This window comes from Enterobacter cloacae complex sp. P13B (genome assembly GCF_014895915.1).
Taxonomy (GTDB): Bacteria; Pseudomonadota; Gammaproteobacteria; order Enterobacterales; family Enterobacteriaceae; genus Enterobacter; species Enterobacter bugandensis.
This window is the reverse complement of record NZ_JADBQN010000098.1, coordinates 1-1,073: the sequence shown is the minus strand read 5'-3', so window position 1 is coordinate 1,073 and position 1,073 is coordinate 1. Positions and strand designations below refer to the sequence as shown.

Annotated in this window: 1 protein-coding gene; it reads left to right on the top strand. The window is 38.6% G+C overall.

The annotated features are described in order from the left end of the window. Positions 1-75 precede the first annotated feature (75 nt). A partial coding sequence (locus tag IM273_RS22020; RefSeq protein WP_370551856.1) for a terminase gpA endonuclease subunit occupies positions 76-1,073 on the top strand: 998 nt, incomplete at its 3' end.

The following is a 1,073-nucleotide window of genomic DNA, read 5'->3' as shown; positions in this document are numbered from 1 at the left end:
ATACCAGATAGTACTACGGCTAAATTGATTTGCCCTAATTGTAAGGAAGAAATCAGTGAACATAAAAGACACCAAATGGTAGATAAAGGCCGCTGGATTGCCACTAATCCAGATGGTGAAAAGGGTGTAGTAGGGTTCGGCATTTCTCGTATGTACTCGCCATTGGGAACAATAGAGGAAATGACCGCACGTTATGCTGATGCTCTATATAACTTCAATCTTCAAACTTTCATGAACAATGAACTAGGTGAAATCTTTGAAGATGAATATCAGAAAGAAGTAGATATTATTCAATTAGAACAACACAGGGATGATAGTTTTAACTTACACAACATACCCGAAAGTGCATTAGGTATTTGTACTGCCACAGACCAACAGATCGACCGTGTAGAAACTACGATAATTGCATTTGATGAAAAGAATGTTTGGGTTTTGGGGCATGAATTCCATTACTCACCAGACTGTACTAAAGAAGAAGCACCAGCATGGAACGAGCTAGAGAAGTTTCTCAAGACACCATTTAAAACACCAAGTAGTAGAGTAGTGCCAACGCTTGCATGTTTCGTTGACTCCGGTAACGCAACACAGACGGTATATCGTTTCTGTAATAGATGGTCAAAACTACATCCGATTAAGGGTAGCCCTTCACCTACTAGTGAACTTTTTAAAAAATCTACTGCTGGTGGTAAACGTTTAATAGTACTGAATGGTCAGGAACAGAAAACTACCATTCGTAAATTACTAAATCATATGCTTGGTGATAATCCAGAACAAGCACCAACACAATTACATTTTAGTAGTTCACTACCTTTTGACTATTTCGAACAGTTAACATCCGAAGAGTTAAAACCCAAAGGTGGGCGTTTAATGTGGCAACTAAAGAAAGGGCAGAAGAGGAATGAGGCTCTAGATTGCCTTGTGTATTCGATGATAGCACGTGAATACGCTATGACAGTACTGGGTACAAGTCAGCCATATAGAAAATTACGTACATTTAAGGCAGAAGTAGTTAAACAAGAAACACTAAATAAGGAAGAAACTATAACCAAGCCAGAAGTAAAACCACAACCAGT